Origin of the sequence: Anaerovorax odorimutans (assembly GCF_024459955.1) — a bacterium.
GTDB lineage: Bacteria > Bacillota > Clostridia > Peptostreptococcales > Anaerovoracaceae > Hominibacterium > Hominibacterium odorimutans_A.
In genome coordinates, this window is sequence record NZ_JANFXK010000007.1 from 62,138 (window position 1) to 87,226 (window position 25,089).

17 protein-coding genes, 1 tRNA gene and 1 pseudogene are annotated in these 25,089 nt (G+C 49.2%); 10 read left to right on the forward strand and 9 right to left on the reverse strand.

Annotated elements, in window-relative coordinates; all coding sequences use genetic code 11:
• Positions 1–1,058: 1,058 nt before the first annotated feature.
• The 5 genes from NE619_RS07695 to NE619_RS07715 form a co-directional block, all read right to left on the reverse strand.
• Positions 1,059–1,988 carry a thiamine pyrophosphate-dependent enzyme gene (locus NE619_RS07695; RefSeq protein ID WP_256131826.1) on the reverse strand — a complete coding sequence of 310 codons (930 nt, stop codon included), beginning with the start codon at positions 1,986–1,988 and terminating at the stop codon, positions 1,059–1,061.
• On the reverse strand, positions 1,988–3,175 hold the full coding sequence (gene porA, locus NE619_RS07700) for a pyruvate ferredoxin oxidoreductase (protein ID WP_256131827.1): 1,188 nt from the start codon (positions 3,173–3,175) through the stop codon (positions 1,988–1,990). Before porA ends, NE619_RS07695 begins: the two co-directional genes overlap by 1 nt.
• A complete protein-coding gene (locus NE619_RS07705; RefSeq protein ID WP_256131828.1) occupies positions 3,175–3,480 on the reverse strand; it encodes a 4Fe-4S binding protein in 306 nt (101 codons plus the stop codon). The genes porA and NE619_RS07705 overlap by 1 nt, the downstream gene beginning before the upstream one ends.
• On the reverse strand, positions 3,480–4,067 hold the full coding sequence (locus NE619_RS07710) for a 2-oxoacid:acceptor oxidoreductase family protein (RefSeq protein ID WP_256131829.1): 588 nt from the start codon (positions 4,065–4,067) through the stop codon (positions 3,480–3,482). Before NE619_RS07710 ends, NE619_RS07705 begins: the two co-directional genes overlap by 1 nt.
• Before the next feature lie 433 nt (positions 4,068–4,500).
• Complete coding sequence (locus NE619_RS07715) at positions 4,501–8,922, reverse strand: MSCRAMM family protein (protein ID WP_256131830.1); 4,422 nt, start codon at positions 8,920–8,922, stop codon at positions 4,501–4,503.
• 257 nt (positions 8,923–9,179) lie between these two features.
• Between NE619_RS07715 and NE619_RS07720 the strand changes: the two genes are divergently transcribed.
• The 8 genes from NE619_RS07720 (at position 9,180) to NE619_RS07755 (ending at position 18,810) form a co-directional block, all read left to right on the forward strand.
• Positions 9,180–9,848, forward strand: a complete 669-nt coding sequence (locus NE619_RS07720; protein ID WP_256131831.1) for an ABC transporter ATP-binding protein — start codon at positions 9,180–9,182, stop codon at positions 9,846–9,848.
• Positions 9,848–12,382, forward strand: coding sequence for an ABC transporter permease (locus NE619_RS07725; RefSeq protein WP_256131832.1), 2,535 nt, complete (start codon positions 9,848–9,850; stop codon positions 12,380–12,382). The genes NE619_RS07720 and NE619_RS07725 overlap by 1 nt, the downstream gene beginning before the upstream one ends.
• Before the next feature lie 189 nt (positions 12,383–12,571).
• Positions 12,572–13,252: a response regulator transcription factor gene (locus tag NE619_RS07730; RefSeq protein ID WP_256131833.1), complete on the forward strand. Its 681-nt coding sequence runs from the start codon at positions 12,572–12,574 to the stop codon at positions 13,250–13,252.
• A gap of 14 nt (positions 13,253–13,266) precedes the next feature.
• Positions 13,267–14,283, forward strand: coding sequence for a sensor histidine kinase (locus tag NE619_RS07735; protein WP_256131834.1), 1,017 nt, complete (start codon positions 13,267–13,269; stop codon positions 14,281–14,283).
• A 50-nt stretch (positions 14,284–14,333) separates the two neighbouring features.
• Positions 14,334–14,480, forward strand: coding sequence for a hypothetical protein (locus tag NE619_RS07740; protein ID WP_256131835.1), 147 nt, complete (start codon positions 14,334–14,336; stop codon positions 14,478–14,480).
• 97 nt (positions 14,481–14,577) lie between these two features.
• Positions 14,578–16,341 carry an ATP-binding protein gene (locus NE619_RS07745; protein ID WP_256131836.1) on the forward strand — a complete coding sequence of 588 codons (1,764 nt, stop codon included), beginning with the start codon at positions 14,578–14,580 and terminating at the stop codon, positions 16,339–16,341.
• Between the two features lie 2 nt (positions 16,342–16,343).
• Positions 16,344–17,111: a Na-translocating system protein MpsC family protein gene (locus NE619_RS07750; protein ID WP_256131837.1), complete on the forward strand. Its 768-nt coding sequence runs from the start codon at positions 16,344–16,346 to the stop codon at positions 17,109–17,111.
• A 181-nt stretch (positions 17,112–17,292) separates the two neighbouring features.
• Positions 17,293–18,810 carry an amino acid permease gene (locus tag NE619_RS07755; protein ID WP_256131838.1) on the forward strand — a complete coding sequence of 506 codons (1,518 nt, stop codon included), beginning with the start codon at positions 17,293–17,295 and terminating at the stop codon, positions 18,808–18,810.
• 120 nt (positions 18,811–18,930) lie between these two features.
• On the opposite strand, the gene NE619_RS07760 is transcribed toward NE619_RS07755, so the two are convergent.
• The 4 genes from NE619_RS07760 to NE619_RS07775 form a co-directional block, all read right to left on the reverse strand.
• Entirely contained in the window at positions 18,931–20,148 is a 1,218-nt protein-coding gene (locus tag NE619_RS07760; protein WP_256131938.1) for a GGDEF domain-containing protein, read from the reverse strand.
• A gap of 5 nt (positions 20,149–20,153) precedes the next feature.
• Entirely contained in the window at positions 20,154–21,191 is a 1,038-nt protein-coding gene (locus NE619_RS07765) for a GGDEF domain-containing protein (RefSeq protein ID WP_256131839.1), read from the reverse strand.
• Between the two features lie 368 nt (positions 21,192–21,559).
• Positions 21,560–21,635, reverse strand: a tRNA-Arg gene (locus NE619_RS07770).
• Positions 21,636–21,755: 120 nt separating this feature from the next.
• The gene (locus NE619_RS07775; protein ID WP_256131840.1) at positions 21,756–22,685 is read right to left on the reverse strand and encodes an AEC family transporter; all 930 of its coding nucleotides are present in this window, start codon (positions 22,683–22,685) and stop codon (positions 21,756–21,758) included.
• A gap of 511 nt (positions 22,686–23,196) precedes the next feature.
• Here NE619_RS07775 and nrdD point away from each other — a divergent pair.
• Together nrdD and purB are read left to right on the forward strand one after the other, a co-directional pair.
• Positions 23,197–23,340: pseudogene (gene nrdD / locus NE619_RS19290) on the forward strand (anaerobic ribonucleoside-triphosphate reductase); the annotation flags it as partial.
• Between the two features lie 269 nt (positions 23,341–23,609).
• The gene (gene purB / locus NE619_RS07785) at positions 23,610–25,037 is read left to right on the forward strand and encodes an adenylosuccinate lyase (protein ID WP_256131842.1); all 1,428 of its coding nucleotides are present in this window, start codon (positions 23,610–23,612) and stop codon (positions 25,035–25,037) included.
• The last annotated feature ends 52 nt before the right edge of the window (positions 25,038–25,089 follow it).

Here is a 25,089-nt window from a genome sequence, read left to right on the forward strand (position 1 = left end):
TAGTATATCAGTTTGCTTGATGAAGGCAAGGAAATCTTCTATGCCGTACATGAAAATAGTGAAACTTGCTGTGACGTGGCTTGCAAGTTATGGCATACGAGCCAGGTCGCAGCAGGTTATGATCTTGTCGCAGAATCGGCTTTTTTCCAATTTGTTCTGCGACCAAGGCGTTTCTTTGGGGGCAATGGCTGCGGGACTTGCCGGTAAAATTGGAATTTGGTCGCAAACCTAAAACCAGTCTCTGCTCTCTGCTGCATACGGACTGCGCTCAGCTAGGAAGGGACGCCTATTTGATTTCGCCTTATAACGCACTAAATTGTTTCCGGATCTTTTATCCAAAAGAACAGGCAAAAGCGGATCTTTTTTCAACGTTTCTTGCCGTTGAGGGGCAATTTTAAGTGGAAATTTCACAAAACCAAACCCGTAACACCCGCAAACCCACAGATTTTATCCGCTCTGGTCCAATTTCAAAGCAAAAAGCGCCAGGCAGGCAGGCCGTCTTCTCACCAGACAGCTCGCATCGTACAGACTTAAACATTCCATATATTTACATGTAATATTTTACCATTAACCTGGCGCCCTGTCAACCATTTCAGGAAGACGATTTTTTCACATACGGCCCTGTCGAAGTTGTTGTTGGAAAATGAAGAGAGCAGGGGCTGCAAGCCTTGGAAACACTTCAACAACAAAGTCGAAATGAGTCCGTTGTTGAGCAAATACCCATAGTGCTTAAAATGCTTCGGCCTTCTCAAAAAATTATAAGATGTGAACCCCTCACCGAAGGGGCAGTTCCGGTAACTTTCCCTAATTTTTTCAAAAAGTTACGCATTTTTCAACGATCCTACGGCCTTCAGAACGGCTGCCAGCGCAAATTTTCACTTTTCGCGATTTCGAGCGCCCGCAAACCCACAACTTTGCGTAACTTTGCATGATTTTTTTGAAAAGTTACCGCGCCCGCAGGCTACAACGAGGCTTCAATTCCCTGCTTTCAAAGCGGGCTGCCCCAAAGAAAAAACGGTCAAAACCGCGAACCCGTAGCTTTGACCGCCATGCCTTTTCTATTTACATCTTTTCAGCAGCTTTTCCCACTGCTCGTCTACATACTCTTGTGTGTTCTCAATCATCCACTCGTTTCCCGGGCGGAACATATGCTTGAATCTTCCCTGTTTTGCCAGGAATTCTTCTACCGGCTTTTTCCGCTTGGGCTCGTAAGTGATGCGCCATCTGCCGTTTTCGATCTCGTACAGCGGCCATACGCAGGTATCCACAGCCAGCTGACAGATTTCCGCCAGGTCCTCCGCCTCGTATCGCCATCCTCTTGGGCACGGCGACAGCACGTTAAGGAAACAGGCTCCCTTGGTATAGATCGCTTTATGGGCTTTTTCGTGGAGATCCTTAAAATTTCCGGTGAAGGTCGTCTGGGCCGCATATGGAATGTTGTGGGCCGCGATGATCTCCGTCAGATTTTTTTTGTTTTGAATCTTTCCCGGGCTGACGCTTCCCACCGGAGAGGTGGTGGCATCGGCGTAACGGGGCGTGGAGGAGGATCTTTGGATACCGGTGTTCATGTACGCCTCATTATCGTAGCAGACATAGACCATATCGTGATTCCGCTCCATTGCTCCGGACAGGGACTGCAGCCCGATATCATAGGTTCCGCCGTCTCCGCCGAAGGCGATAAACTTAAAGTTATCGGAAACCTTACCTTTCTTTTTCATAACCCGGTAAGCTGCCTCCACGCCGCTGATGGTGGCGGCGGCATTTTCAAAGGCCGTATGGATATAGCTGTCCTCATAGGCCGTATACGGATACATGAATGTGGAAACCTCCAGACAGCTGGTAGCGTTGGCGACTACGGCTTTGTCCTCTTCATCCAGCGCGCGCAGGACGCCTCTGACCGCTACTCCCGCTCCGCACCCGGCGCAAAGTCTGTGGCCGCCGGCAAGCCGTTCTTTTTTCTCAACTTCTTTCTTTAAATTATATGCCATTATATAAACCTCGAATCTCTTACACCTATGTAACGATAAACGTCTCCCGGATCGTCGTTGTCAAAGATAACGAACAGATCCTGATAGATATCATAGAAGTCCTCAACCGTGATATCTCTGCCGCCCAGGCCGTAAATATAATTGACGGCATAAGGCTTGTTTTCCAAGTCGTACAGTGAGTTTCTGGCCTCGTTGAACAGCGGACCGCCGCTGTTGGAAAAGCTCTCCGCTTTATCCATGATGGCTACGGCTTTCACCTTGCACATGGCCTCGGCCAATGGGATTCTTGGGAACGGGCGGAAAACTCTCAGCTTGATCAGACCGACCTTTTTCCCCTCAGCGCGGAGACGGTCCACCGCCTCTTTGCCGGTTCCCGCGCTGGATCCGATGATTACCAGCGCCACTTCCGCGTCATCCATCATATATTCTTCAAAGAAACCGTAGCTTCTTCCGGTCAGATCTTCAAACTTCTCAGCCACATCCTTGATTACCGGCATGGCGTCCTTCATGGCCTGCGCCTGCTGTCTCTTGACTTCCATGTAGTACGGTGATGTTCCGTAAGGGCCTACTGCCAGCGGGTTCTCATGCTTGAGCAGATAATTCTCCGGCTTGTATTCGCCGACGAAGTCTTTCACTTTTTCATCCTCGATCAGCTCGATGTTGGACACACCGTGGCTGGTGATAAAGCCGTCCTGACAGATCATGATCGGCAGCCTGCACGCTTCGGAGATCAGCACGCCCTGAATAAAGTTATCATAGACCTCCTGATTGGTTTCAGCGTACATCTGCAGCCATCCCGAATCCCTGGCTCCCATGGAGTCCGAATGGTCGTTGTTAATATTGATCGGACCTGTCAGCGCTCTGTTTACAACTGCCATGGTAATGGGCAGTCTGGAAGACGCCGCCACGTATAAAAGCTCCCACATGAAGGCCAGCCCTGCGGACGAGGTGGCTGTCACCGCTCTGGCCCCGGCAGCGGAAGCGCCCATACAGGTGGACATGGCGCTGTGCTCGGATTCTACGGCAATAAATTCCGTATCTACCAGCCCGTTTGCTATGTATTCGGAAAAATACTGGGGAATCTCCGTGGAAGGAGTGATGGGAAACGCCCCCATCACATCCGGGTTAATCTGTTTCATCGCTACCGCAACAGCTTCGTTACCGGACATTCTGTCTCTGATTGCCATTATTTTACCTCCTTTACGAAATCAATCGCATCGAACGGGCAGACCTTAACGCAGATCCCGCAGCCCTTGCAGTGCATGTAGTCAAAGTCAAGCCGCTTTCCGTCCTTTACTGGAATAGAACTGTCCGGGCAATAAGGAATGCAAAGCATACAGTGCTTGCACTTATCTTCTTTGAATACCGGTTTCATGATCCGCCAGTCGCCGGTGTTGACCAGCTTTGACGTGGCCGGCTCGAAAATCTCAGCCCCAATGGTCACATCCTGCCATGTGGACTGCTCGTTTATATCCTGTGCTCTTCTCTTCATTAGCTTACCTTTACCTCTTCCATTGATTTTTTCAGCGCTTTCATATTTCCTTCGATCACGTCGGGCTTGTGGGAGAACTTATTGCGGAAGGATTCTTCCATGTCCTTAATGAACTGTTCCTGATCGATCACATGGCTCACCTTTACGGCCGCCGCCAGCATAGGCGTATTGGGATAATTCTTTCCCAGAGTTTCCATGGAAATTTTCTCCGCGTCCACCGCGCAGATCTTGCCGTCATAGTCGCCCAGCAGGCCGCGGATTTCTTCCGGCTCCTTTTTGCTGTTGATGATCAGCGCGCCGCCGTCTTTGAGTCCCGCCGTAACGTCCACGGTTCCCAGAAGAGTCTCATCTACTACAACTACATAGTCCGGGTGATAAATATTGGAATGAACCTTACATGGCTCGTCTGTAATTCGGTTGTAGGCTGTAATGGGCGCTCCCATTCTCTCAGGGCCGTATTCCGGAAATCCCTGAACATGTTTTCCTGAGTTGAAAGCTACGTCTGCCAAAAGAAGGCACGCCGTCTTGGCTCCCTGCCCGCCTCTTCCATGCCATCTGATCTCCACAGCTTCGTTTTTCTTTGTCATGTTTAACATCCTTCCTTTCCTGGTGTCGTTGTATTAAAAAAGGTTTTCGCCCTTGTATAAGGACGAAAACCATTAGCTTCCGCTATACCACCTAATACAACATACTAACATACGCGTTCCTGATAACGGAGGAATACCCGTCAGAGCTTACTTTGCTGTTCGGCCCTGCGGCTCGGAAGTGATTTTCGGTCTGCTCTCTCCTGGCTCGGGCTCGCACCATCCCCGATTCGCTTTCCATTCAAAAGTGCCTACTCTCTTCGTCAGCGCCTTTGTTCCTATTTCATTTTTATTGTCTTTGTGTATTCTAACGTATGCCCTATCAGATGTCAATATTTTTTATATATTTTACACAAAAAATTTTATTTTTTCTTGTGTTCCGTCACTATGATTTTAGACGATTTTCTTCGCTGCCGCAGTATTCTGCCTCTTGTTTTCAACGTTTATCGCGGACCGATTTCCTCTTTCTGAAATAGCCGGCCGTCAGGAGTGCCATAGCCGCCAGACTTAAGGCCGCTGCCAGCAGCACTTTCCACAGGCCCTTTTCCATGGACGGATCGCCGGTTTCTACCGAAGAAGCATCGCCCTTTGAGCCGCCCTTTTCGCTCTTACCGCCCTTGGCCGTTTCCTTTAAGTTTGTCATTTCAACCTTTATAATCCGGTTTTCGCCCGGCCCGACTTCGACCGCTTTCACGGTAAAGGGTACCTTTTTCGCTATCCGATAGCCCTTTGGCGCCTCTGTCTCCACCAGATAATACTGGGTGTCCGCTGTCAAAAGACCGCTGATCAAATGGGGAGCCTTGCCGTCCGATATCCATTTTTCCACAACGTTTCCGTCTTTGTCCTCCACCTGGAGATGGGCGCCGGCCAGAAGTTTTCCGCTTTCATCCTTTTTATAAAATTCCACTTCAACGGGCGGCTCTTTCCAGACAATTTCTCCTGTCGCGGGGTCGATCACAGTAGTGCCGTCTCCATCGTCATAAGAGGAGACCGATACCTTTCCCTGGGCGTCCGTTTTAAATTGAATTGTAATCGGATTCTTTGAGACGTAGCTGCCGTCGGGCGCTTTCAGCTCCCGTATTATATAGTTGGTATCCATCAATACGCCTTCGAATTTGATCAAACCATCCTTATCCGTCACTGCAGTGGCAACCAGCTGCAGCTGGGAGGACTGCTCCTGTGCCTTGGCAGCTTTGGATTTTTTTGCGGACTGCTCGGCCTTCACTTCTTTGTACAGGCCATAAGTGGATCCGGCCACCGGCTCATTTGTATTCTTTTCATTTACCTTATGAAGGATAATGTCCGTGCGGGGAACATCGTTGATCCATGCGTTATTGGCCACCGGAGTACCGTCCTTTTTCGTAAGGCCTGAGGTCCCGGTGGGTTCCACTTTGGCATAGTAAATCGTCTTATCCTGCAGATAACCGGCAGGCGCTTTCGTTTCCTCGATTTCATACTGTCCCCAGCCGATTCCCTCTGCTGTGACGATGCCGTCTTCATTGCTGTCAAAGGCTTTGCTGTTCCCCGTGCGCTTGCCCTGCTCATCCAATTCATAGAAGGTAAACCGGGCGCCGGCGAGAAGCTTTGTTTCCTTGCCATCCGGCGCATTGAGGGCCGGGTTGGAGCAGGTTTCATGGATCAGACCGGCTTTCTTGAACTGTATTTTATATTTCTCGTTGTAAGCATAAAACTGCAGGCGCGTTGTATAGCCCGGCGACGGCGCGGTGAAGGAAAAGGATTGTTGGTCGCTTCCCAGCGTCACGTCCTCTTTGCCCTGCCCGGCAGCCTTTTCAACAGAGATGAGTTTCCCCTTATAACCGGCTGCCGGCTCGATTTCGCGGATCGTGTATTCGAAATTCGGTTCCATTCCGCTGAAGGAAACCTTCCCGTCATTATCCGTGGTCTTCTTTTCAATTAAATGGTCGTCATAGAGCAGCGCAAATACTGCGCCTTTCAGCTTTTCATCCTTATGATCCACATCCAGCTTGGTGATTTCCACACGGCTGGCGTTGCTGACCGTTCCGCCGCCGCTGCCAACCAGCTCTCCTTGGCTCATCTGAACAGAAGTGTCCTTACTTTCAGGATCCATTCCTGTCATGCTGATTTCGTTGGAATAGGACTCTTTGTTCGTATCTGAGACAGCTGCGTTATAGGTCAGCACATAGGTTTTGGTTCCAGGATTATCCAGGTGAATTTTCAGCAGATAGGAGCCCGCCTCTTTTTTATAGGTATTCCCCTCCTGCAGGATCTCCGTTTCGTAGGAAAACGGTATGCTGTCTTCCTTAGGTTTAACGGTTCCATCGGACAAAACCTCCGCCTCCCGAAGCTCAATGGAAGGCAGGTTCAGCGCCAGCCCCGGCGAAAGAATATCCGTCACATACGTATCCTTTGGCAGAGAAATTCCTGGCTGGTTGATAACCACGTTATAGTCGATCCGCAGTCCTGCGGTCGTATCTATTTTCCCTGTTTTGTCCAGGAACTGATTTTTTATGTTAGTATTTCCGCTGTCCGAAACGGGATTTGAGCTGGAGGTCTTGGTCAGCGTAGCCTGGTTGGATACAGGGATATCCCCATTATAGCTTTTAAATGCTTTCCCATCGAAAACGGCGTTCTCCACATCGATTTTCGTATCGAAGCAGATCGTTTTCGCTTCGTCACCGGTCTTGAAATCTTCAAGGTATACCCTCAGCTCCCCGGAGGAATAGGTGTAATATGGCTTGGCATCTCCGTCTTCACCCGCTGGAATCGGCGTTTTATCTGCAAAACGAATGGTATCCTTTTCCAGAAGGAGGCCCTGCGCAATCCGGTCGCTTACCACTGGGCCGGCCAGTGCCATTTTATCGTGATTTACCTCGATCCTCCACGACAGCGTCTTGCTGGCGTAATCGTATGTCGGGTCCTCTTTTTGCAGGACCGTATTGGTGGGTGTCACATTCCCGTCATCGTAGTCCAGATAGTCCTCACCGTCATAAAGCTCCACCTTATTATAAAAAGTCTTGGCCCCTGTCGCTGTAGTATTGGCCTCATAATAGTTTGGATCTGCCAGCTTTGTCGTTAAGGTAAACGTCGCGGTTTTTCCATTGAGTCTGTCGCCAAAGTTGAATTTCACCTTTCCCGGTTCACTTTTATCCACGAAGTTTGGAATTTCATCCTTAACCGCAGTCCCGCCTATCTTCAGGTTGCTGTAGGATACATAGGTCTGGCTGTTATCTCCCGTTGTATCATTGCCATGTGCCCCAAGAATATCCACTACCTGTGCGTTGTCCAAGGCAGCCTTGTTCTTGTTGACCGTTACCTCCCACGTAATTTCATGGGTGGATTCATTGTATGTGCCATTGGATTTTGAGATTACTGCCTGTGCGATCGGCAGTCCCTTATTCAGTGTTGGCACGCCGACCCTACGGTCTACTCCCGGCCCGTCATAGTCCGGCCAGTCAAAGGACATCCACGCTTCATTGCTAACATTTGGCTGGTTATATTTGATATATTCGTCATAGTTAGATACATAGGTAACATATGTGATTACGATATCCTCGTTTCCGCTGATGGTACCCAGATCCACCTTCATGGAATAGGTCTGTTCGTCTTCTGTCTTTGTCTTGGTTGCAATATCGGCATCCGCAAAGGCAAAGACTCCCTTGGTATGGCTGCCGCTTCCGCTTACTGCGTTTCCCGTTCCCCAATAAATATCCGATGTAGGTGTATTAACCGGCGTTCCTATAACCTTATCGTAAACTGTCACATTATTAAATTTATAGCCGTTTGCGTTTACCTTTAATGTCCAGGTGACTTCCCCGTTTTTCGCATCAGTAACTTGGCCTTCCTTGCTCAGCCACGTATAGGTTTTCTTGCAGTCTACGTTCTTAGTGTCTTCCGTAATTTTATCTTCGTTCGTTACATCGACCAGCTTGGCTGTATTTTGCGCCGATACTGTAATTTCTCCATTTGTCACCTGGTTATCTTTTACAATGGCCGTCGGCTTGAGGGCTGTCTGATAGCTGAATTCCCAGACCGCGCCCTTTGTTTTCGTTGGTTTAAAGACATAGCTGAATTGATTTTTTTCAACGGTCAGCGGTTTCGTTTGCGGACTGGTTGCTTTCGGTTCCTTTACTTTAAAACTGTCTGCCACGTATTCCTGATTGTCGCTGATCACGTCGTCGATGCGCAGATCGCCTTCATACTCCTGCGACCCTTCCGTCACTTTAATGTTCCAGGAGATTAGGTTTGTTTTGTCATCATAGGTTCCCGTCTTTTCCATCCCGGCCGGCGTAGGCACATTATCCGCCAGCGTAAGATGGATCGTCGTAGTCGCTCCATTTACCTCAAAGTTGAGATCCGTCCCCTGTCCATCGCCGCATTTATCTTTATCCAGCTTCACCCCGAATTCCAGCCAGACATTCTTTATTTCGTCATGATTCTTTAACCCATCATCAAATTTTATGGTTACCGATCCGTCCTTTCCCTCTTCCGGAGTGAAGGTCGCCTGCCCCAGAACCGTCTCTCCATCCTGCAGCTTTGCCTCAAACTCCAGCTTTGCCCCTTCATATGGCATCAGTTTCTCCGGGATACCGGGCAGATCGTATACAACGCCTGTTTCAAAGTTCTGCTTTACATTTCCCATGTCATGCGGATACAGCGCGTCAAAATAGTATCTGACTTTCAGTTCGTCATTAAAGGCGACGCTGGCTCCACCCTCTACCAGCTTCCCGTCTTTATAAATTACTATTTTATTCACCAGATTTTTTACATCATAACCCGTCCCGCCTTCTGCGCTGGCAGCAATCGCGCCGCTGTTGAACGCGGCCCCTGCGATTAAGACGCTCAGTATTATTGCAAGTATCCTTTTTCCTTTTTTCATCCGTTACACCTCTTGTCATTCCCATGTTTTTTAGCTCGCCATTCCATTATAATCAAACTTTATTGGCATGTTCGTTTCTTACCTAATTCCACATAATCTTACAAAAGCTGTATGTTTCCGGAAGTCTTTTCCGTTTCCCGCTGCTTTGAAAAGGGGGCCCGCGGTAAGGTTATCGTAAGAACTTTTGTCACGAAATAGTAAGAACCTGCTGTTATACTAAATATCATGGAAACCAAAAGGACAGAGGGGGAAAACTTATGCGTATTTTAACAGCAGAGAATCTATACAAAATATATGGGAAAGGTGAAAGCGAAGTCCGGGCACTGGACGGCGTATCCCTGGCAATCGAGGAGGGAGAATTTCTGGCCGTGGTCGGAACCTCGGGCAGCGGAAAATCCACTTTGCTCAACATGCTGGGCGGACTGGACCGGCCCACTTCGGGCAGCGTCACGGTCCGGGGCAAACGTTTATTTAAAATGAAGGACGATTCCCTGACGATCTTTCGCAGGCGGAACATCGGCTTTGTTTTCCAAAATTATAATCTGGTACCGGTATTGAATGTTTACGAAAACATCGTTCTGCCCATTGAGTTGGACGGAATCAAACCAGACGATACTTACATCCGTATTATCATGGATATGCTGAAGCTGACTGACAAAAAACACAGCATGCCCGGCAATCTATCCGGCGGACAGCAGCAGAGAGTCGCCATCGCCAGAGCCCTGTCTACAAAACCGGCCATTATTCTGGCCGACGAGCCAACGGGAAACCTGGACAGTAAAACGACCCAGGAGGTGCTCCTGCTGCTTCGGGCCACCAGCAAAAAATTTCATCAGACCATTGTCATGATCACCCATAACGAAGAGATCGCCCAGATGGCTGACCGTATCATCCGCATTGAGGACGGAAAGGTGGTGAACCGGTAATGGACCCAATGAGAAACAACAACAGCCCGGTGATAAAGCGGATCGCAAAACGGTCCCTTGCGGCCAATCGCACCCGCAACATTTTCGCCATCTGCGCCATCATTCTGACCACCTTTATGCTCTCTTCCGTATTCAGCATCGGCAGCAGTCTGCTGCAGAACATGAAAACCATGCAGATACGGGCAATGGGAACTACGGCCAGCGTTTTTCTTAAAAATCCTTCCGAATCTCAGATTGAGCAAGTAAAAAAGCAGGATCTGGTCCAGGCGGCAGGCATGGAGATCGCTGTGGGGTCAATCAAGGCCAAGACAGCCTCCGAAAAAGACGCGCAGATCGCCATGGCCTATTACGATGACACCCAGTGGCGGGAGCATTATCAGCCCGCTATCAGCCATATCAACGGGGAATATCCCCGGACTTATGATAAAATCATGCTCTCCGAGAGGGCCTTAAAGCAATTGGATATTCAGGCTCCGAAAATAAATCAGACCATCCGCCTCACTTATGTCACCAGACTCGGAACAAAAACCTCCGACTTTCGCTTGTCGGGCTGGTACCGGAATTATACTCCCGCGGACACGGGCATGGCGCTGCTTTCAAAGGACTATTGTCTGAGCGAAGGATTTACGGGACAGAAGGACGGCCGCCTGTCGATTTCCTGCGCGCCGGGCGATCGATTGGACTGTCAGGAACAGCTCAATCGGAATGTTTCTTTGCAAAAAGGCCAAACCTTCCAATCCTCCTACGACCCGCGGGAAGGCAACTCGACGGATACCCTGTATATCGCGGCCACATTAATCGGAATCGCACTCTTCATCGTCCTCAGCGGCTATCTTCTGATTTATAACGTTCTGTACATTTCCGTTACAAAGGATATCCGCTTTTACGGTATGCTGAAAACCATCGGCGCCGCGCCCAAACAGATCAAAAAACTGGTACGCAGTCAAATCTTCCGTCTGTCGGCGATCGGAATTCCCATCGGTATTCTTCTGGCAGCCGCGGCCTCCTTTATCGTTGTGCCCTTTGCCTTAACGCTGTTTTCCGATTCCGGGAGCAGCGCGGAGATCATGCCGGGAGATGTTTCCTTCAATCCGTGGATTTTTATCGCGACCATGCTCTTTTCTCTGCTGACCGTTATTATCAGCTGCCGAAAGCCGGCCAAAATTGCCGGAAATGTTTCCCCGGTAGAGGCCCTGAAATACACCGGTCTTTCCTCCGGCAGGAAATCCGCAAAGCGTAAATCAACCTCAGGAGGGAACGTCCGCAGGATGGCTTTTCACAATGTCTTCCGCGGGAAAAAGAGAAGCGCGCTGGTCTTCGCCTCTCTATTCATGGGAACGATCACGTTTTTGGGAGTTACCAGCTTTATTGACAGCCTGGGCGTCGATCAATATCTGGAGCGGTATATGCCCAACGATTTTAGAATCACCAGCATTCCGCCCATCAACCATAAATTCGACGAGCAGTATATAGCATCCCTTTCCAAGATTGACGGAGTGGACTCCATGGAAACAATATCCACGTTGAACTGCGATATTGATCCCGATGAAAAAACCCTGGAGCCGCTATTTCGCTCAGAGACCATCAAGTCCGACGACGGCACTTCCTATGAGGATATGGCGGAGAACTTAAAGCTGGCGCTGGCTGAAGGCCAAATGGGCGTTTGGATTTTTTCCATCGATGATCATTATGTTGAAGACTATAACAAGTCCCATGAAAACAAAATCGATCTTGCGGCTTTTCGGCAGGGCAAGCTTGCGATTCTCGGCTACGATGACGGCTCCGGCTATGGCGATATGCTGGGGCGCAGTATAAAGCTTTCGCCAAAAGGTCAGGGAAAATACCGGACAGTGAAAGTAGGCGGCATCTTTGACCACGAAGACTGTTTGATCCCCTCCGGTTACGGACAAATGGCCGGACTGATGGATCTGGTTTTTGTCAGCGATGCCTTTATGAAAAAGATGTCCCCTGACCCGGTCATTTACAACATTACGATCAACGCCGACTCCGGCAGAGAGCCATATGTTGAGCAGCAAATTCAAAAGCTGAACAGCACCCTGGTGGACACGTCCTTTGAATTTCACTTCAAATCGGATATACGGGAATCGTTCCTCTCCGGCATGACATCCATGCGCATACTGGGCGGCGGAATTTCTATCATGCTGCTGATTATCGGGGTCCTGAATTTCATTAACGTGATGCTGACCAGCGTCTATACCCGCAGGCAGGAGCTGGCAGTCATGGAAAGCGTAGGCATGACCAAACGGCAGATCAAAAATATGCTTACCTGGGAGGGCGGTTACTACGCGCTCATCACCACCGGGCTGATTCTGACGGTCGGCAATGGACTGCTCTGGCTTATGTCCCGATCGGTAACCGGTATCGCCGACTACGCGGTCTATCATTATCCGATTTTGCTGCTGATTCTGCTGGTACAGCTACTCTTCATCATCTGCCTTCTCGTTCCGCGTATCGTCTTTCGGGCCACGTCCAAAGAGAGCGTAACAGAGAGGCTTCATCAAATCGACAGCTGATTGGCAGCTGACCGACAGCGCTGCGATCCTTCCACGGGCGGCGCCTGATTTTCAGGCGCCTTGTTCCCGCGGTTCTTTTGTTTTTTTGACAAATCGGAGGAATTGGTGCATTCTGTTAGAAACAGCCTTTCCGGCAGCCGGAGGGCGATTCTCCAAAAGCTGCCGCCGGTACATCATGAGGAGGTTATTATGGCCAAAATTTTATTACTGGAGGATGATAAAGTTCTCAGCAAAGGAATTCAGATCACGCTGGAAAAAAGCGGGCATACGGTGATTCCGGCATTTACCTTTTTTGACGGTGCCGCGGCCTGCGCTACGCAAACCTTCGATCTCTTCCTTCTGGACATCGGCCTTCCCGACGGCAATGGAATGGATTTCTGTCGAAAGCTTCGAACCTCTTCGGACAACCCCATCCTGTTTCTCACGGCCAACGATACGGAAGCCGATATGCTGGAGGGCTTTTCCGCCGGCTGCGACGACTATATCGCCAAGCCCTTTTCCATCAAAGTCCTGCGGCACAAAATCGAAGCTATGCTGCGCAGGTCCTCCGCGGAAAACGTGCCTTCGAACCGCTTTTGTTACAAGGATCTTATCATTGATTTTGACCGCATGAACGTTCAAAAAAACGGTCGGGACTGTCGTCTGACCGCTACGGAATATCGTCTGCTGGAGTACATGGCTAAAAATCGGGGAAAAGTTCTGACCCGCTCCATGCTTTTGTCCCGGTTGTGGGATATGGACGGGAACTTTATTGATGAAAATACCCTCAGCGTCCATGTGGGCCGGCTGCGCAGAAAGCTGGAAACAGACCCGAAAAATCCGCAATACATCATTACGGTTTTTGGCATTGGTTACACCTTCGGAGAATAGTTGGAGAAACTGCCATGAAATATTACAACCCTGTAAAAATCCTGCTGCTCGCAGGGATCGCACTGACCGGCTGCGCCATGCCTCTGGTCTTTTGGATATGCTCAGAAGACCCTGGCCTTACCGGAATCGCAGCCGGATTTTCCGCAGCCTTTCTGCTGCTGGCGCTGCTGAGTCTTTGGAACAGTCAGACTTATATCCGCAAAACCGTCATCGCCCTGTCGGATCTGCTTGCTTCCATAGGAGATCTCCGGGGGGACCCGGCCCTTTCGGTAACAGAGGATACCTTGCTGTCCAAGCTGCAGAGTCAGATCCTGAGATTTACCGATATCCTTCAGGCCCACCGGGATGAAGCTTTGAAAAAAGAAAGGGAGATCAAGTCCCTGGTCTCCGATATTTCTCATCAGCTAAAAACCCCGATAGCCGCGCTGAAAATGTACGGAGAACTGCTGGAGGACGATACCATTACCGCTGATGAACGAAAGGAGTATTTGTCTACTCTGATGTCCTCCCTTTCAAAGCTGGAATTTCTCATGGACAGCCTGATTAAAATGTCCCGGCTGGAAAGCCATATCATTCGGCTGAATCCCTGCAAAGCCAGCCTCAGCCAGACCGTGCTGGAAGCCGTTATGCAGTGTCACATTCAGGCAAAAAAGAAAAGAATCGACATCTCTTTTGAAGAACCGGAGGACGACCTCCTCCTTGCCCATGACCGCAGGTGGACGGCAGAAGCAATCTATAACCTGCTGGACAATGCTGTAAAATACACCCCGCCTCACGGATCCATACGCATAGCGATCCTGCGCTATGAAATGTTCTGCAGGCTGAACATTTGCGATACGGGCCCGGGCATTCCCGCCGATGAACAGGAAAAAGTGTTCCGGCGGTTCTACCGGGGAAAAGGCAGCGGAGATCAGGAAGGGCTGGGAATCGGGCTGTATCTTAGCAGAAAAATCATCACCGACCAGGGCGGCTACATCAAGCTGCGATCTTCGGAAAGCGGCAGCACCTTCTCCGTATTTCTGCCCATGTAATCCGTATTTTTTTTCGTTCCCGCGGCAACCTAAGCAGGAGGTGAACAAATATGGATTTAAACAGATTTAAGAACGATAATCGGGCCAACCCGTGGCTGGTGATTGAGCACATGGTCGGAGAAACGGAAAAACAAATTGAAAAAATGACCGGGAAAAAGGTAAAGCTCATTGTACGGGAGCCGGGGCGCTGGGCCTGATGGAAAAACGCGGGCTGCCTGCCGCTTGCCGCGGAGGGCGGCCTCTACATATTTCCTCCGTTTTCAAGTCCGCCGGTTCTATGGTATAATAAGGAATATGAGTAAACCAGTATTAAAAATCATCGGACTTATTACGCTCTTTTCCATGACCGTTGCTTTCGTGATCGGCTCCATCGTTCTGATCCGCAGCACCGATTATTTGACTGCCGAAATTAAGGGAAAAATCGTCAGCACCGCCGAAAACTATGCCCACAATTTCAGCGCCAGCTTCAACCACATGGAAGGCCTCACCGACTCCCTGGCCGCTCATGTCACCACATCCTTTGACCGAAACCGCTTCGAGGCTGACCCCAAAGGCTATCTGCGCCAGTACAAAAAACAGCTGTCGCAGATGGTGCGGGAAACCCTTTCCACCACCAGTACGGCCCACAGCCTCTATGTCACCTTCAACCCGGAGCTTACTTCGGACAACGATGAGGTCTGGTACGCGGTTATGGACGGCAAAATCAAGGAGATTTCAGCGGATTTTAAAAATAACAAACGGGACTTTCAGCTGCCCTATAAAGAGGATATGGCTTATTTTTTCGAACCTCAGAACAAGGACACCGGCATCTGGATCGGACCTTACTTCGATAAAGACATCAAACAGGAGGTATTTTCCTATTCCCGGGCGATCTACGTGGGCGATATGTTCGTCGGCGTAGCCGGCGCTGATATTTCCGCTGACGATACGGTGAATATTATCAGCCGGATGAAGCTCTACGACAGCGGATATTCGATTCTTTTGGATGAAAACTTTCAGGTTGTGGTGCATCCTGAGGCCGATGGAAGAAGCGAAGAGGATCTGCTTTCTCCGTCACTGAAAAAAAAGCTGGAGAAAACCAGGGACAAAAAATCCGGAATCATTGAATACACGCTGGACGGGACCGATAAGCTCCTTGGGTTTTCCCGGCTGGACAATGTCTGGACCTTTATGGTCGTTCAGCCTGAATCGGAGGCCTTTGCGCCCATAGACTCTCTGACCGGGGTTTTAATTACCCTGGGCGTTATCCTCGCCATTGTGCTGATCGCCTTTCTCATTGTTTTTTCCATGCCCTTTCTTAAAAAGCAGCATTCCCTGGAAGAGGAAAACCGGGAAAAGGATATCATGCTGATCTATCAGTCCCGTCAGGCGAAAACCGGAGAAATGATGGGAAACATCACCCATCAGTGGAAGCAGCCGCTCAACACCATCAATCTGATCCTGGCCAATCTTCTGGACAGCTACCGCTTTGGAGATCTGGACGAGGCCCGGCTGCAGAAAAGCGTTTCCAAGGTTGAAAACATCGTAGAGAGGATGTCCGAAACCATTACGGACTTTTCTGATTTTCTCAAGCCGTCAAAGGAAAAAATACCCTTTGATGTAAGGGACTGCGTCAAAACGGCCCTTTCCCTTATGGAGGAGAGTATCAATTATCATCGGATCACAGTATCCGTTTCCTACGATGGCGATACAACGACTTTCGGATATCCCAATGAGTTGACTCACGTTATTTTCAACCTTCTCAATAATGCCCGGGATGCCATTGTCGAGGCGGTGCCCGCCCAGCGTGAAATCGCCATTCAGGTCTCTGAGGACACCGGTTTTCTGGAAATCACAATTACCAATACCGGCGGGCAGATCAGTCCGGAAAACGCTCCCCGCCTTTTTGAGCCTTATTTTACAACAAAAGAAGCTTCCGGAGGGACAGGCCTGGGCCTGTATATCTCCAGACAGATCATCGAGCAAAGGATGGGCGGCAGCCTTCAGCTGAAAAACGTGCCCCACGGAGTTTGCTGTCTCATTCGGATACCATGCGCAGGGACAATCAAGGAGGAATAGCAGTGGATACAGTCGAATTGTTGAAAAGCATTAAAATTTTGTACGCAGAGGACGACGAACAGGCCCGTGAGGAGCTTCACGACGTTCTGAAACGCCGGGCGGGAAAGGTTATAGCCGCGGAAAATGGAAAGCAGGGACTGGAGCTTTATCAGGATTTTCAGCCAGATATCATTCTCGCGGATCTGTACATGCCGGAAATGGACGGAATCGAAATGATCCGCCGTATCCGCAGTCTGAAAAAAGGCAATCCAGCAGTGATCGTTATCTCTGCTGTCAACGATGTGGATACGGTACTCAGCGCCGTGGACGCAGGAATTGACAAATACCTGCTCAAGCCTGTCAATCTCAAGGACCTGCTGCAGGCGCTGACAGAAATGGCCCAGGTGATTCAAGCCAGGCGTCACGCCGTCTCCGCCTCTCTGCCGGAAAACAAAAAACAGCTGGAGGGGGAAATCAAAAAGCAGTTTGCCGCCTTTATAAAAACCACCACCGGAAAAGGACCCCGGGACATTGATGTTTTCATCCATGACGGGCAGATCGAAATTCTTGCCTCCGAAGTTTTCACAATTTTCGAAAAGAATTTGCTTGACAATTATCAGAATATTGCTATAATTAAACACATCAGAGAGCTGTTCTACTCCGTTAAAGAAGCGGATGTCTGTCAGCTGATTCAATCGGTTTTAGGCCAGGAGGTTCGGCTGAAGGAAGTCTCAATAAACGCGGAAAAGGACAGAAACAAATTAATATTCACCATGAGTCAGGATGTCTGAAGCTCTTTGCAATCTCAAAGAGAGTACAAAGAGAAGCGTCCCGGTCCATGGCCGTTATTCCTTAAAGTTGGAAGCTCGGAAAGAAAACGAAATGTTCGCTGTCTGAGGCCAATGCAAAGATTTATTTGCATTGGCCTTTTTTGTTACTTGAAATTTGAACATGACGAAGGAGGTTTTATTAATGTTAGAAGAGAAGAAAGTTGCCGCAGAAAACGACGCGCCGGAACTGCAGCGCGGAATCAAGGGCTGGCAGGTAACCTTTATCGGCCTGGGAGGAGTTATCGGGTCCTGCTATTTTCTGGGACTTGGCCTCAGTATTCAAACGATGGGTCCTGCCGTAATCATTGGCTTTGGCATCGTAGGTGTTATTATCTACGCAGTAATGGTCGCTTATGCGGAACTGCTGGTAAACCTGCCGAGGAAGGGTTCTTTTGTATCCTATACCAAGGAATTCCTTGGGCCGCAGTGGTCCATTGGTATGGGCTGGGCATTCTGGTGCAACTGGGTAGCATACGTTCCGTCAGAAGCGGTGGCAATGGCAACCGTGCTCCAATACCTGACCGGTTCAACGAGTGCCACCTTCTATATAGCCACAGCCGTGGGAGCCATGGCAGCCATAACCGTTATCAATTTATGCGCAGTTAATATTTTCGCCAAGATCGAATCAGGGCTGGCAATAACAAAAGTAGTCGTAATTATTTTATTCGTAATATTAGCCTTTGGTATCTGGGTAGGACTCTGGGGAAGCGATCAATTCCTCGGCGGATCGATTAACTTCGGCGGAGACGCAAGCTTTGCGGAATCCCTGTTCCCGAAGGGCGCTCTGATCGTATTTACACAGATGACCCTGGTTCTGGTAACCTGTCAGGGAACGGAAATCGTAGGACTTGCTGCTGCTGAATCCCAGGATCCGGAGCATTCGGTTCCGAAAGCATGCAGAAGCGTAACGTGGAGACTGTTGGGCCTCTACATTGTCCCGATTATCCTTGTACTGCTCATTTATCCTTGGGATCTGGCAAACGATTCAAACCCTGTATTCGCAGACATCATGGAACGCTATGACATGGGATTCTTCGGAACCGTAATGTCAGCAGTCGTATTCGTCGCCGCGTTCTCCTGCGCCAATACCGGTTTCTACGGAACAGTCCGCGCTATGTACGGTCTGGCATGTGAAGGACTTGCTCCAAAGTTCCTCACAAAGCTTACGAAAACCGGAAACCCAAGAAACTGTGTATGGTTCACACTGGCCTGCATGTGGGTGGTTCTCGTTCTCGGACTCGTATCTGAACTTACGGGAGCGCTGGAAACCTTATACGGAAGCCTGCTTTCCATCTCAGGATTTACCGGAACCCTCGCCTGGATTGGTATCTGCATGTCGCAGGTCGTTATGAGAAGGCGCCTCCGGGCCAGAGGATATGACCCGAGAGTCTGCCTCAAAGCTAAGGTCAGCGATAAGCTGGAATGGCTGCCGTTCGCAGGAGCCTGTGTACAGGTAATCGCCTTAGTAATGCTGGTTATCGAGGATCAGCTGGTATTTGGAATCGCACTGGCGGCAGTAGTCGTTCCGATGCTGGTAAGATGGATCAATGTTAAGAGAGGCACGGCAAGAGACGTTGTCCTGGTAAGCAAGGGTGAAAAATCCTTTGACGAAACCTTCCCGGATCTCACAAAGTCCAGCGATAAGCAGGGTCCGGCATAAGAAATTTGCGATATAGGAATGTGCTTCCTGTATACCTTACCGGTTGGAAGCTCTGCCCTTTCATCAATAACATAGTAAAACAGCAGACCAATGGCCTGCTGTTTTGCTGTTTCAATTATCTTAGCGTCTCTGTCTGTGGGTTTCCTGTTTATTCCGATACATTCTCTCGTCCGCCAGGCCCAGCATCTCCTGCACACTTTCCGCCTCTTTGCGGTCCGCCAGACCCCAGCTTACAGACATGGTGATTTTGCTGCCCCGTTCCTTACAGAATCCGGCCAGTTCCTGATTGACGCTCTTCATTCTCTGCAGGGGCACCTCTCCTTTCGTGTCTAAGAAAAGAATTAAAAACTCGTCGCCTCCGTATCGAAACAGCAGGTCTTCCATGCGGATATATTGTTTTATGGTCCTGGCAACCGTAAGCAGGTATTGATCTCCGTCCAGATGTCCATAGCGGTCGTTGATCTCCTTTAACCCGTTGAGATCCACAAAGCAGATGCTAAAAGCGGTCTCATTTTGCCACTCCTCCGCCAGGACCGCATCCGCGTACTGACGATTGCCGCACCCGGTCAAAAGATCCGTATAGGCAAGGGTCCGCAGCTGTTCTTCTTCCTGTTTTTCCAGAAAAAGAGCTTCCCGTTCCCTCTTATTGGCATCCGCGTATGTCTTAAGCCGACTCATTCGCATGCTGTAGGAAGATGCAAAGTACAACCCCAGCATCGCAAAGAGCGCCGACTTGATACCCCATAGCTTCATGACCAGTTCATTTCCGCCCGTGTAATAAGTCAGCAGGTTTAAAACCAGATACACGTACAGAATTAATACAATTCGTACTAAAAAGGACAGGCTGGCCCGGTCTTCCGCAAGCCTTTTTACCCTTGTATAAACCCCTTTCCTTCGCGCCAGCTGGAAAAGCATCCCTGCCAGGAGGAATCCCAGAAGCACGGGATACCGTTTCAGGTTTCCCCCTTCTGTCACCTGATTATCGAACAGCGTCAGGGGTTTGACGAGGATCAGGGAAAATCCACATCGTAAAATGATATTAATCGCAAGCCCCTGTACCACTCCCAGCAAGGCCATGTAAGCACTCACCACCCAGGTACTTCGATAAATGATGAATACCTCTACCACCAAAAAGATGAAAAAAATCGTCCAGTTGGCAATCAAGTGAAGCTGCAGCGAGGAACAGATATAGAACACGGCATAATTAATGACAAACGTACATACAATCTGTCCGGCTTTCCTTTCCCGCCCAAAACAGTCATCCACAAAAGCCATGAACTGCCAGTTAAAATAAAAATACGCCACGCCGACGACCAGCACAAGAAGTACGGAAAACATTAAATTCACTTATCGTCACCGCCTTCCTTCATCCGGCCCTTATCCCGGTACATGGCCAGATCAGCTTCTTCAATCAAAGTCTCAATATCCTCTCCGCCGCAGGCAGCTCCATAGCTGAAAAAAATGGGCTGCTCAAGCTCCGATATGGCAGCCCGCAGGTCCGCCATCCTCTTCTCCGATGCCTGCAATCCGATATCCGGCTGAATTAAAAGGAATTCATCTCCCCCGATCCTTGCCAACAGCTCTTCTTTGTTTAAACGCGCCCGCATTTCTTCGGCAAAGCGCAGCAGCATCCGGTCTCCTTCCTGGTGGCCCTGTTCATCGTTGACCTTTTTCAATCCATCCAGATCAATGAACACAACAGAAAACAGCTGCTGCTTTTTCTGCAGTTTCTGAAGATAGTTAACCGCGTACCGTCTCGAAAAACATCCGGTCAGGGAATCGCGTTCGAGTGTCTTTCTCAGGCGTTCTTTGCGAATTTTTTCCCTTGCCCTTTCCGCAGCCAGCTCTATGCGTTCTTCCTCCAGTTTCCGCGCTCTGGCAATCATCCACTTCTGCCGGAAGAACAAAAAAATCAGGCAGTTTAAGAGCACGTTCCCGGCTATGAGCAAAATGGCCACCACCGGGCCTATATCCAACAGGCAGAATACGGAATCGGTCAATACATATATAAGGCCGCACCACAGGAATCCAAAAAATAAATTATCCTGTTTTCTGTCGTGTTCCAGTTCAAGAAATTCCAGCTGCAGCAGAGGGCGGCCAATAAGAACCGCCCCCGACATGATACAATTTATACATAGAAGCAGACCCGTACGAATATTAAAACTTTCACAGATTTCCCTGATAGTGATTTGTCCGACCAGGGACACCGCGCCAATCAGCATGAGCAGCAGTGATGAAAAAAGCAGAAAAGAAATCAACCCGATTAGCTTTGCCTCATAAATCCGGCCCCTTCCCGATAAAACGGCGGACAAATAGTAAAGGCATCCCAGCACAAATAAAGAGATTGGCAGCGGCGGACCCAACAACGCTATTGCGGCCATCCAGGCAACTCTGGCGCATGAAAATATCAGCCTCCATATCCCATGGTCAGGCTTCCCGTTCCGTTCAGAACTTCGCCGCACCCTAACGCATAAATATTCCCACGCTACGGATGCCGCAATTAATAAACTTATCGGCAATACTGTCATATATCCCATATCGTACCGACCTTTTCCATTATATACGGTTACATGTGCATATAGTTATATGCAACCCTTAAAGAATTATAGTATATCCTTTCAAAAAATACAACCGGCGGAACGGCTCAAAACTGCGCAAAATTTGCAGCGGCGGTAGTCCTTGTTGATATTTCCTGCATGACAAAAACCCGCCAAACGCCTGAAACATAGCATTTTAGCGGGTTTTTTCATGGCACCCCCGAGATGATTCGAACATCCGACGCACGGTTTAGGAAACCGACGCTCTATCCCCTGAGCTACGGGGGCACACAAAATTACTGCTTAACTATAATACCACAAACCTCAGGGATATTTCAACACCTTTCAGTGACGAAACGCAAGCTAAATTCCCATTCTGAATTGCAAAGATAAAATCTTCTCCTGAACTCACATCTCAGTAATGATCGCAAAAATGGGAATGGTGATGATCGAAAGGACGGTTGACAGCAGCACGGTTTTCGTTGCAAAGACAACCTCCCCCTTATATTGCTGGCTGAAAATCGTCGATGCGGAAGCCACCGGCATGGCAAAGCTGATAATCAGCACCTTTTCCAGCAGCGTAAATTCCCCCGCCCAAAATTTCACGATCAGGAGGGTGATGACCGGAACGATCAGAAGCTTCACAAAAGAAATCACATAGACCTGCCAGTCTCCCACGATTTCTTTCAGCTTCAACCCTCCCAGCTGATAACCGATGGCGAACATCGTCAGCGGCGTAGTGGCCGCTCCGATCATCTCAATGGAGCCGCCTAAAAGCTCCGGCAGCCGGCAGTTGAGCAGGAACAGCACCAGCCCGATGATAACGCCGATCAGTCCCGGATTGAGAAACTGTTTTGCCCGGATCTTGAGATCCGCTCCCGCCGAAAGCTGGATCAGGACAATTCCGACGGTGAACATCAGGATATCGTTAATCATTTCCAGGATCGCCGCGAAGAAAACCGCTTCCGTACCGTACAGCGCTTTAATGACAGGGATTCCCAGAAATCCGGTGTTTCCGAAGATCAGCATGAATACAGCCATATACTGCTTTGTCTTGGACATCCGCAGGACCTTCGCCAAAGGAAAACTAATGGCAATGAGTATGGCAAACACAATCAGCGCTACGGCCATCATATACCCGCTGTCCTTCAGGATCCGCAGGCTGAACTCCATCTGCATGGCATCGATGACCAGACAAGGCCAAGTCAGATTCACCACAAGCGCCGAAACCGCCTCGCTCTGGTTATCGCTGATAACCTCCTTTTTTCGAAAGAAGATTCCGGGAAGGATCAGAATAAAAATCATAATCAGTGAGCTTAAAATCTCTCCAACAAGCATTTTCGCACCTCCGTCTACAAAAAAGCGCTATAAACGCTCTTGTTTATGAATCAAAAACAAGAAAATTTATAGCACTTTGGCAATTACTGTCTTAATAATACCCGTCTTCTTTTGTTTTTTCAATTATCCTTTTATTGTTTTTTTATGTTTTTTTGTCCCCACCCCCAATTCCGCGCAATCCTTTGATTTCCTTAAAATCTCCCGTATCCCTCTTTGCACCTTCCATCTACCATATATGCACTTTTTTAAGAAACCCCTATACAAAATGTAGTGTTCAGGTGTATAATATATCCGATTTATTGTTTCAACACCCGCGATTGCGGGCATATATAGATTATTAAAATCAGGAGGTGGACTAACTTTGAACGTAGCGATTACAGGAAATGCCGAACCGAGAGAGGCGCAGGCCTATGTTGATTATTTGCAGGAAAAACATGGAAGGAAACTGGAGAGCCTGGACATCCGGGTGGACGGCGAATATGTGGATTTAAACTATAAATTTTCCCACGTGCCCTTCGAAAGAATCAGACGAATTACCGGATATCTGGTTGGCACAATGGATAATTGGAACGATGCCAAAACAGCTGAGGAAAGGGATCGCGTAAAGCACTCCCTGGGAGACGCGGGACCGGACTGCGCCATGGAACAGCTGTAAAGCGCTATGAAACAGCAATTTTACTTCAAGCTTTATTCATCATTATAAAGAGGAACTGCCGAAGCGGCATACCAGCGCCGGCAGTTCCTTTTATTTGCCATTGCGTCCGTCGGCGGAAAAAACGACCTGCCTTTTCCCGCCGGCTTTTCCACAGAAAAAGCGGCAGGCCCTTTCTTTGTCAAACACCGTATTTTCTTGTGTTTGTGCGCTAAAAATGCTATACTGTATTCGGTGTTTTAGCGAATAAAACAGGGAGGAGATTTTAATATATGAAAAACTATAACAGCCCTTTATCCGAACGGTATCCCAGCAAGGAAATGAAATACCTGTTTTCCCCGGAAATGAAGTTCAGAACCTGGAGAAAATTGTGGATCGCCCTTGCCGAAGCTGAAAAAGAGCTGGGGCTCGATATCACACAGGAACAAATAGATGAATTAAAGGCCCATGCGGACGACATCAACTACGATGTTGCCCGGGAACGCGAAGCGATCGTGAGACACGACGTTATGTCCCATGTTTACGCCTACGGCGTTCAGTGCCCGAAGGCCAAGGGAATTATCCATCTTGGAGCTACTTCCTGTTATGTGGGAGACAACACGGATTTAATTATCATGACCGAAGGACTCAGACTGATTCGGGCAAAATTAATCAATGTCATTTCGCAGCTTTCACAGTTCGCAGATAAATATAAGGCCCTGCCGACCCTGGGCTTCACCCATTTCCAGCCGGCACAGCCGACTACGGTAGGAAAGCGAGCCACTCTTTGGATTCAGGATCTTATCATGGATCTGTCCGATGTGGAATACCTGCTGAGCACACTGCGCCTCCTGGGTTCCAAAGGAACTACCGGCACGCAGGCCAGCTTTTTAGAACTGTTCGACGGTGACAGAGAAAAAGTGAAGCGGCTGGACCAGCTCATCGCTGAAAAGATGGGCTACGAAGGATGCTATCCGGTTTCCGGCCAGACCTATTCAAGAAAAGTGGACAGCCGCGTCCTCAATGTGCTCAGCGGCATCGCCCAGAGCGCGCATAAATTTTCCAACGACATCCGCCTTCTGCAGCATCTGAAAGAAGTGGAAGAACCTTTTGAAAAGAATCAGATCGGTTCATCGGCAATGGCCTACAAGCGCAACCCGATGCGCAGTGAGCGTATCGCGGCCCTTGCCAATTACGTCATGTCCGACGCCATGAATCCGGCACTTACAGCCGCTACCCAGTGGTTCGAACGGACACTGGACGATTCCGCCAACAAGCGCCTGAGCATGTCCGAAGGTTTCCTGGCTGTTGACGGTATCTTAGAACTTTATATAAATGTAGCTTCCGGACTGGTGGTTTATCCGAAAGTCATCGAAGCCCGCCTCATGAGTGAGCTGCCGTTCATGGCAACGGAGAATATCCTCATGGACGCAGTGAAGGCCGGCGGCGACAGACAGGAGCTTCACGAAAGAATCCGTACCCATTCCATGGCTGCGGGAAAGGTCGTAAAAGAAGAGGGCAAAGATAACGATCTGCTGGACCGTATTGCTGCGGACCCTGCTTTCAATATGAGCAGACAGCAGCTTGAAAGCCTGATGAAGCCGGAGAATTTCGTAGGCTGCGCACCCGCTCAGACCGAGGAATTTCTGGAACAGATCGTGCGGCCTGTTTTAGCGAAAAACAAAGAACTGCTTGGCATAACCGCAGAGATCAGCGTGTAAACCGCAGCTTTCCTTAAAAGGTTCACATAGTATAAGCAAGCGATTCATCGTG

Coding starts and splice junctions, on each gene's coding strand:
- purB (WP_256131842.1), top strand. CDS start 23,610: ATGAAAAACTATAACAGCCCTTTATCCGAACGGTATCCCAGCAAGGAA.
- NE619_RS07715 (WP_256131830.1), bottom strand. CDS start 8,922: ATGAAAAAAGGAAAAAGGATACTTGCAATAATACTGAGCGTCTTAATC.
- NE619_RS07775 (WP_256131840.1), bottom strand. CDS start 22,685: ATGCTTGTTGGAGAGATTTTAAGCTCACTGATTATGATTTTTATTCTG.
- NE619_RS07735 (WP_256131834.1), top strand. CDS start 13,267: ATGAAATATTACAACCCTGTAAAAATCCTGCTGCTCGCAGGGATCGCA.
- NE619_RS07720 (WP_256131831.1), top strand. CDS start 9,180: ATGCGTATTTTAACAGCAGAGAATCTATACAAAATATATGGGAAAGGT.
- NE619_RS07705 (WP_256131828.1), bottom strand. CDS start 3,480: ATGAAGAGAAGAGCACAGGATATAAACGAGCAGTCCACATGGCAGGAT.
- NE619_RS07695 (WP_256131826.1), bottom strand. CDS start 1,988: ATGGCATATAATTTAAAGAAAGAAGTTGAGAAAAAAGAACGGCTTGCC.
- porA (WP_256131827.1), bottom strand. CDS start 3,175: ATGGCAATCAGAGACAGAATGTCCGGTAACGAAGCTGTTGCGGTAGCG.
- NE619_RS07740 (WP_256131835.1), top strand. CDS start 14,334: ATGGATTTAAACAGATTTAAGAACGATAATCGGGCCAACCCGTGGCTG.
- NE619_RS07745 (WP_256131836.1), top strand. CDS start 14,578: ATGAGTAAACCAGTATTAAAAATCATCGGACTTATTACGCTCTTTTCC.
- NE619_RS07725 (WP_256131832.1), top strand. CDS start 9,848: ATGGACCCAATGAGAAACAACAACAGCCCGGTGATAAAGCGGATCGCA.
- NE619_RS07765 (WP_256131839.1), bottom strand. CDS start 21,191: ATGGCCGCAATAGCGTTGTTGGGTCCGCCGCTGCCAATCTCTTTATTT.
- NE619_RS07760 (WP_256131938.1), bottom strand. CDS start 20,148: ATGTTTTCCGTACTTCTTGTGCTGGTCGTCGGCGTGGCGTATTTTTAT.
- NE619_RS07755 (WP_256131838.1), top strand. CDS start 17,293: ATGTTAGAAGAGAAGAAAGTTGCCGCAGAAAACGACGCGCCGGAACTG.
- NE619_RS07730 (WP_256131833.1), top strand. CDS start 12,572: ATGGCCAAAATTTTATTACTGGAGGATGATAAAGTTCTCAGCAAAGGA.
- NE619_RS07710 (WP_256131829.1), bottom strand. CDS start 4,067: ATGACAAAGAAAAACGAAGCTGTGGAGATCAGATGGCATGGAAGAGGC.